Source organism: Mesorhizobium sp. M7A.F.Ca.MR.362.00.0.0 (assembly GCF_004023175.1).
GTDB lineage: Bacteria > Pseudomonadota > Alphaproteobacteria > Rhizobiales > Rhizobiaceae > Mesorhizobium.
The window spans coordinates 669-7,085 of the sequence record NZ_RZTF01000334.1; the positions used below are offsets into that span (position 1 = coordinate 669).

A 6,417-nucleotide genomic window follows, 5' to 3' on the forward strand; every position below is an offset into this window, starting at 1 on the left:
TCGTTGCGGCGGCCGCTGACTACATCCGGCGCACGGGCATCGCCGAGGCTAGTCTTTCGGACGTTATGGCTGCTGCCGGCCTCACCCACGGCGGCTTCTACAAGCATTTTCGCAACAGGGAGCAGCTAATAGCCGAGGCGCTCGTCGCTGCGGGCAACGCATCTGCGGACATGCTCGGCAAGGTCCGGGCAGAAAAGGGGCGGAACGCTGCGTTGGACCGCTACCTGTCCCCTGAGCATCGCGATGCGGGTACGCCTACCTGTCCAATGGCGGCGTTGGGGAGCGAAGCTGCCCGGTCCTCAGGTAAGACGCGGGCGGCGGCGGTGGCTGTCGTCGAAGAGATGATCGACGCGCTGGCCGAAGATCGATTTTCTGGGGAGGCCCGCGGCGAAGCCATGGTGGACTACGCCACCATGATCGGCGCAATGACCTTGGCCCGAATCGCGTCGGGGACGCCACTATCGGAGGAAATCCTTGAACGTGCAAGGAAGCGCCTGCGTCGATAGGCGCGCCCCGTCTGGACAGCGCCGTGACCGGCCCACTCGCGGCCTGCGGGCTGAACGTCCGTTACGGAAGACGGCCGCCCCAGCGTCGGTGCAGGACGGCCGCTCTCTGACTGACTAGGCCACGTACTACCCGATGTCCAAAGCTGGGAACCAGCCGATGAAGGCAGCTTTCGCGCGCTGATCGTCCAAAGGCTGGCTGTCCGTAAACCGGCCCCAGAACTGTCGTCCGCAACGCGCCTGAAGTCGGCCATCGAACTTATAATGGCCGCCGTCCAGAAGCGGACATCCAAGCGGCTAGCCGCAATGGCACCTTCGCGCCCAACAGCGGCCACCCTCCCCTTGCTGGTACACCCCCTTCTACTGGTTACAAGCATCGGAGCGGGCGTGGACAGGCTGCTACGCGCGTTACCCGGGCTGCGGCTTCGAACTCGGTGCGGGGCTTATTTGGCGAAGCGGCTTCGGAATTCGGTCGTGGTGCTGCTGTGGGGGAAGGGTTCGGTCCGGATCGGCACGCTGAGAAAGGCGCGCAGGTTCGGCCAGCCTTCGGCCATTGGATAGAGCAGCAGGCGCGACCGCCGAAAATTTTCGTCTCTATGACGGCCCGGCCAAAACTTTGCGGGTCGGTCTCGCCCATGGCGTTGAAGATCGTGGCGCGTGCGCTCCTATACCAGTCCTCGGAGTTGCGAACGGTGAGGATGAGCTTGGCGTCGGGGAAATACTCGGCGAGTTCGCGCCAGAAATAGGCCGTCGGCCAGTCGACTGCCGACTTGTAGCCGACATAGACGACGTCCCAATCCACCGGCTCGCGGCGCCCGGCGGCGCGGATCAGGTCGCGGTGCTCGGGGTTAGAGTTGACGTCCTCCATGTGAACCGAGCATTTCAAGCGCCAAGTTCAGAGTGTGCGTGCCGGTGCGGCCGAACCCAGCCCCGATAACAGGTAATGCCATGCGATCCTCCTGTGGGCGGGAGCGGATCATAGATTGCAGAGGGTGGAAAGGGAGGATGGTCCTAGCTCTCAATCCGAGAGGCCAAATCGGCATGTCGGGCGATGCGGCGAACTCGCTCTGCCCGAAGGCTACATAGCGGGCCGGCCGGTTACGGCGCCGATAGCGATCCGAGCCGCAGGAGCTAGGCCGGCAGCCTTTGTTTCCAGCATAGCCCCGATAAGGGTCGCTTCGGCCAATTTCGGGGGCACCAGTTGGTCGTGTGTCCGCATTCTCGTTACACAGCCGTTCCATCATAGTTCCCTTCAGGTTGCGAGGGGGGCGGCGGCGGATGTCCGTGCCGTCTGCTGTGTTTTCAGGGTGGAATCAAACGGCCTCGGTCGCGGCGGCTTGCCGGACAAGCGCCGCGATCACCTCCACAAGAGGTGTCTTGCCTTTGACGCTGTTCTGTCCGTTATCTTTGAAGTCGATCCAGCCTTCGTTGAAGCCGTCGAGCATGCGCATGCGCGGCTGTGGGTTACGCGTACCCTGGGCACGGAACAGGCCCTCCCAGCTTTCCCGCGGGACGATCTCCACCCGCACCGGATGCCCGAGTGCCGACGCGAAGGCATTGGCGAGATCGTTGGGCGAGACCCGCGACGGGCCTTCAAGTTCCACAACCCGCTTGCCGGTCCACCCCTCGCGGATCAGATCGGCGGCAAGCCGGCCGATATCCTGCGTCGCCACCATGGCGAAGGTCTTGTCAGCCGGCTGGAGGAAGCTGTGCAGCACGCCTTCGTCGCGGGCCGGCGCGACGTCCCAGGCCGCATTTTCCATGAACCAGCCGGGCCGCAGGAAGGTGACGGGAAAATCGAGCTCGCCGAGGGCTTCTTCCAGCATCGCCCGTTGGCTCAACAGATTGTCCACTTCCCCGTCGGCGCCGATGGTGGAGAGGCAGACGACCCTTTCCGGGCGCGCAGCAAGGAGAGCGGTCGTCAGCACCTCATTCTGCTTGGCCGCTTCCGGATAGCCGGGCGCAGGGTCGAATTCCGACGGCGGCAGAATGAAAACGCCAGTGGCGCCATTGAAGGCGGCAGCAAGCTGGGCGGCGGCGCCCATCTCGGCGAAGGCGATTTCACACCCGCGCTTGCGCCAGATTTCCGCCTTGGCGGGATCGCGCAGCACCGCACGGACCGGTTCTCCGGCTTCGATCAGGGCTTTCGCCAGCGCGCCGCCGACCTTGCCAGTTATTCCTGTAATCGCATACATGATATGTCTCCTTGTGTTGAAATCGGGATGGATCAGGCGAGGCCGTCGTAGAGGCCGCGCTCGAATGTGCCGTAGAGCTTCACGACCTTTTGGTCGTAGAAGGGCAGGAGCTGGGTGAAGATGGCGCCGGTCACCTTCCTGACCGGGTCGAGCCAGAAATAGCAGTTGAGCAGGCCGGCCCAGGAAATGCTGCCTGCCGACCGACCGTTCGGACCGGGCAGCGTGTTGATGTCGAACGAATATCCCCACTTGTGGGGCTCGTCGGGAAACTGGTCGAAGCTCTGCGAATAGGCAGGCTGGGCAGTCCTCATGGCATGGACGTCGAGGTTGCCGATCTGGTTGCGCATCATCGACGCGACCGTTTCCGGCTTCAGCACCCGTACGCCTTTATGAGTGCCTCCGTTCAGCAGCATCCGCAGGAAGGCCATGTAGTCGCGCGGTGTACTGAAGCCGCCGCCGCCGCCCATGAAGAATTCCGGCCGCTGCGGCATTTCGAAGGGCGCGGGCGTCAGGCCGCCGTCTTCGCGACGGTTATGGAAGGTGGCGACCCTGGCCTTCTGCTTGCTTCCGATCAGGAAGCCTGAATCGGTCATGCCGAGCGGGGCGAAGATGTTCTCGCGGAAAAAGACTTCCAGTGACTGGTCGCTGACCGCCTCAACCAGCTTTCCGACCCAGTCCATGCTGATGCCGTATTGCCAGCGTTCGCCGGGGTCGAATTCGAGCGGTGCCAGGAAGGCGCCGTTCTTGCACGTGGCGATGTCCGGCATGCCGGTGACGTTCTCGTAGCGGGTTAGTGCATCGCTCCAGATCGAATAGGTATAGCCGGAGGTGTGTGTGAGCAGGTGACGCACCTTGATGGCCCGCTTGGCCGGACGCAGGCGCGGCTGGCCGTGGCCGTCGAAGCCCTCCAGCACCATCGGATTGGCGAGTTCCGGCAGATATTTCGCCGCATCGTCCTCGGGATTGATCCTGCCCTGCTCGATTAGCTGCATGCAGGCCGTGGCGGTGAAGGCCTTCGTCATGGACAACAGCCAAAATACCGTATCGGCGCGCATCGTTGCTCCGGTGGCCGTACTGGCCTTTCCGAAGGTTCCTTCGTAGATCATGCTGTCTGGTCCTGCCGCGGTGGCAACGACGCCGGCGACGATCCCGTCGCGCACCGCCTGTTCCATGGCCATGTTGATGGACTTGAAGTTGCCGGACCGCGCTTGCCGGTTGGCCGCCAGTGCGTGAACCGGCGTGTTCACCGCGGCGGCGCCCGCCGCCAGCAAAAGGCCGCCACGCGCCAACAGGCTTCTGCGTGAGATCGCATTCATGGATGAATTCCTTCTCGCAAGGTCGGAGACTTCCGCGGTCCGGTGTGCCGCCGGCGCCGTCCGGGCGCTCAAAAATCATCTATGGGAAGCGACGCGATGATTCACGCGCAATAAAATCAAAGATAAGATGACTCAAAATCATCATGATGGGCTATTAACGATCATCGACCTTGCAACGGAGTTAGGGCATGAGTTTCGACACGCGGCTGCTGACCGGGGTCGGCGTTTTCGGGGCGGTGATGGAAGCGGGCAATTTCGTGCGGGCCGCGGATGTTCTCGGTCTCACGCCATCGGGGGTCAGCCGTGCGGTGGCGAGGCTCGAACAACGTGTCGGTGTCAGGTTGTTCGACCGCAATCCGCGCGAGGTCACGCTGACGGAGGAGGGCGCGCGCTTCCATGCCCGGATAATGCCGCTGCTGGCCGGACTGGAGGAGGCGGCCTCCGAAGCCGCCGGTTCGGCGGCATTCGTGGGCGGGCGGCTCAGGGTATCGATCGATCCCTGGTTCGCGCGAATGGTGCTGGCGCCGAGGATCGGTGAATTCCTGGCACGCTACCCCGCACTGTCGCTCGATCTGACCACCAGCAACTATCGCGAAGAGTTGATGAGCGGCGCGGATGTCGCCGTGCGCTTCGGTCCGCCGGACGAATCCTCGCTGATCGCGCGCAAACTGCTGGACGTCCCGGTGCTGACCTGTGCCGCCCCAAGCTATCTCGACCGTCACGGCATTCCAGCCACGCCCCACGACCTGATGCACCACGATTGCATCCTATTCCGCGACCCGCAGACCGGGCGGCCGTTCACCTGGGAATTCCGGGGGGATAACGGGGCCATCGAGATCAAGGCGTCGGGGCGGTTGGTCTTGGACGATCCCTCCGCCGCCGTCGCGGCCGGTCTCGCGGGGCAAGGCATATTCCAGAGCCTTGCCATCGGCCTCGACGAGTGGCTTGAGAGCGGGGCGCTCGCGACGATCCTGGCGGAATGGTCAGACGAGCAGTTTCCGCTTTACGCCTATCATCCGTCACGCCACATGCCGCCTGCAAAAGTGCGCGCTTTTCTGGATTTTGTTCAACGGATCGCGGCGGAGTAACGCGGGGCATTCTTGCCGCACGGCCCTAGCTGCCGCCGGAAAAAATGCTTGCCGCCTCGCATGATGGTGTTCCATATCGATCATATGAGCCGACGGGGAGCCGGTCACCATCGGTCGAGCGGCCGAATGCAATCGACGCCTCAGCCGCTGGATATCATCGCCTGGTTGGGCCGCTTGAAATTCGGAATTGGCTCTTATCTGCTTTTTCGTGATGACTTGCCAAAATCTTTAGCCGACAGACCACATGCCAACGGAAGTCCAAAGTCTCCCGTACCCAGCCACGTCAGCCTTTGGTCCTGATCTCATCTGACGCCAGGATGTCTACGTGGGCCATTCCCAAGGCGTAAAACCGCTCAGAGAGCGTGACAATGGGCGTCGACCAAACGAGGTCATACAATCCTTGGCGGGTGAAAGTGTGCTGCATCTGGGTTTTGTGCGATTTGGCGGGTATGACGCAACCCAGTCGCAACGCAGCTCAAAGTCAAGCAAGGGCGCATTTACAACCCTCGAGATCCGAGTCGCTTCCCTGTTAGGGCGCTTTCGTTTCCCTGTTAGGCCGAATAGGGAATTTCCTCCCAAGAGATTGAAACCGCTCCGGGATTTAAGGTCGAATTTGGCTCGGGCGTCAAGAATCGCCGAGAATTCGCTGTGTTCGGCGCCTAACAGGGAAAATCAGACAGAGACTGGTTCGCTAGTGACTGCCAGCACCACCATTATCTTATTTATCAATAAGGTATCGTGTTTTATTTGCCTCGGCTAGCCAAATCAGGTTGACGAATCCGCCGATCTCATTGAATTCATTGATTTATGGTGGGCTCCCGAGGACTGCCGATCAAACTGGTTTACAACACGGGGCGGCGCGAAAGGAATCGAACTGCCTGCAATGCGCTCGTTCCATCCGTTTCGGGCGGGTGCAGTCCTTCGGCGCGATAGCGGGCTAACTCTCAGCAAATATGTGCGCCGTGCTCCCGGGCTGACCGAGCCTCCAGATGCGGGCTATGCAGCGACGCATCTCGTCAGCGGTGGCCCCGCCTCGGAATTCGGCGAGGCGTACAGCCTTGGCTTCCAGTTCCTGTTTCGAAAGGGTGTTGCCGGGATCTCCCTTGGGCTCGTCGACGCGGGCATTGAATTTGCGGCCGTCAACGGTCGTGACGCTCACCTTGCCGACCCACTGCTTGGGATAGAGGGTGTCGACCTCGGCGTCGAGTTCCATCCGCACCTTCGCGCGGAAACGGGCGACGCGGGTGTCGGCAAGTGCATGGTGTTCGAACGCGTCGAGGTCGGCGACGCCGTGAACGGCGATCAGCCCCAAAAC

At 62.2% G+C, this 6,417-nt stretch carries 5 protein-coding genes and 2 pseudogenes; 2 read left to right on the plus strand and 5 right to left on the minus strand.

Translation table 11 applies throughout. The annotated features are described in order from the left end of the window. Window positions 1–506, plus strand: a 506-nt coding sequence (locus EOC06_RS28925) for a TetR/AcrR family transcriptional regulator (protein ID WP_206631276.1), incomplete at its 5' end; no start/stop codon positions are given. Window positions 507–946: 440 nt separating this feature from the next. Here EOC06_RS28925 and EOC06_RS45190 read toward each other — a convergent pair. The 4 genes and pseudogenes from EOC06_RS45190 to EOC06_RS28940 form a co-directional block, all read right to left on the minus strand. Next, on the minus strand, window positions 947–1,057 hold the full coding sequence (locus tag EOC06_RS45190) for a hypothetical protein (protein WP_363222031.1): 111 nt from the start codon (window positions 1,055–1,057) through the stop codon (window positions 947–949). A 134-nt stretch (window positions 1,058–1,191) separates the two neighbouring features. Then, window positions 1,192–1,371, minus strand: a pseudogene (locus tag EOC06_RS45195) (sulfotransferase); the annotation flags it as partial. Window positions 1,372–1,816: 445 nt separating this feature from the next. Continuing rightward, on the minus strand, window positions 1,817–2,698 hold the full coding sequence (locus EOC06_RS28935; RefSeq protein WP_128309406.1) for an NmrA family NAD(P)-binding protein: 882 nt from the start codon (window positions 2,696–2,698) through the stop codon (window positions 1,817–1,819). Between the two features lie 32 nt (window positions 2,699–2,730). Further along, window positions 2,731–4,014, minus strand: coding sequence for a serine hydrolase (locus tag EOC06_RS28940; protein ID WP_128309407.1), 1,284 nt, complete (start codon window positions 4,012–4,014; stop codon window positions 2,731–2,733). Window positions 4,015–4,202: 188 nt separating this feature from the next. On the opposite strand from EOC06_RS28940, the gene EOC06_RS28945 reads away from it, so the two are divergent. After that, window positions 4,203–5,102 (plus strand): LysR family transcriptional regulator, encoded by a 900-nt coding sequence (locus EOC06_RS28945; protein WP_024504011.1) that lies wholly within the window; start codon window positions 4,203–4,205, stop codon window positions 5,100–5,102. A 937-nt stretch (window positions 5,103–6,039) separates the two neighbouring features. Here the strand turns inward: EOC06_RS28945 and EOC06_RS28950 are convergent. Beyond that, a pseudogene (locus tag EOC06_RS28950) lies at window positions 6,040–6,417 on the minus strand (MmgE/PrpD family protein); the annotation flags it as partial.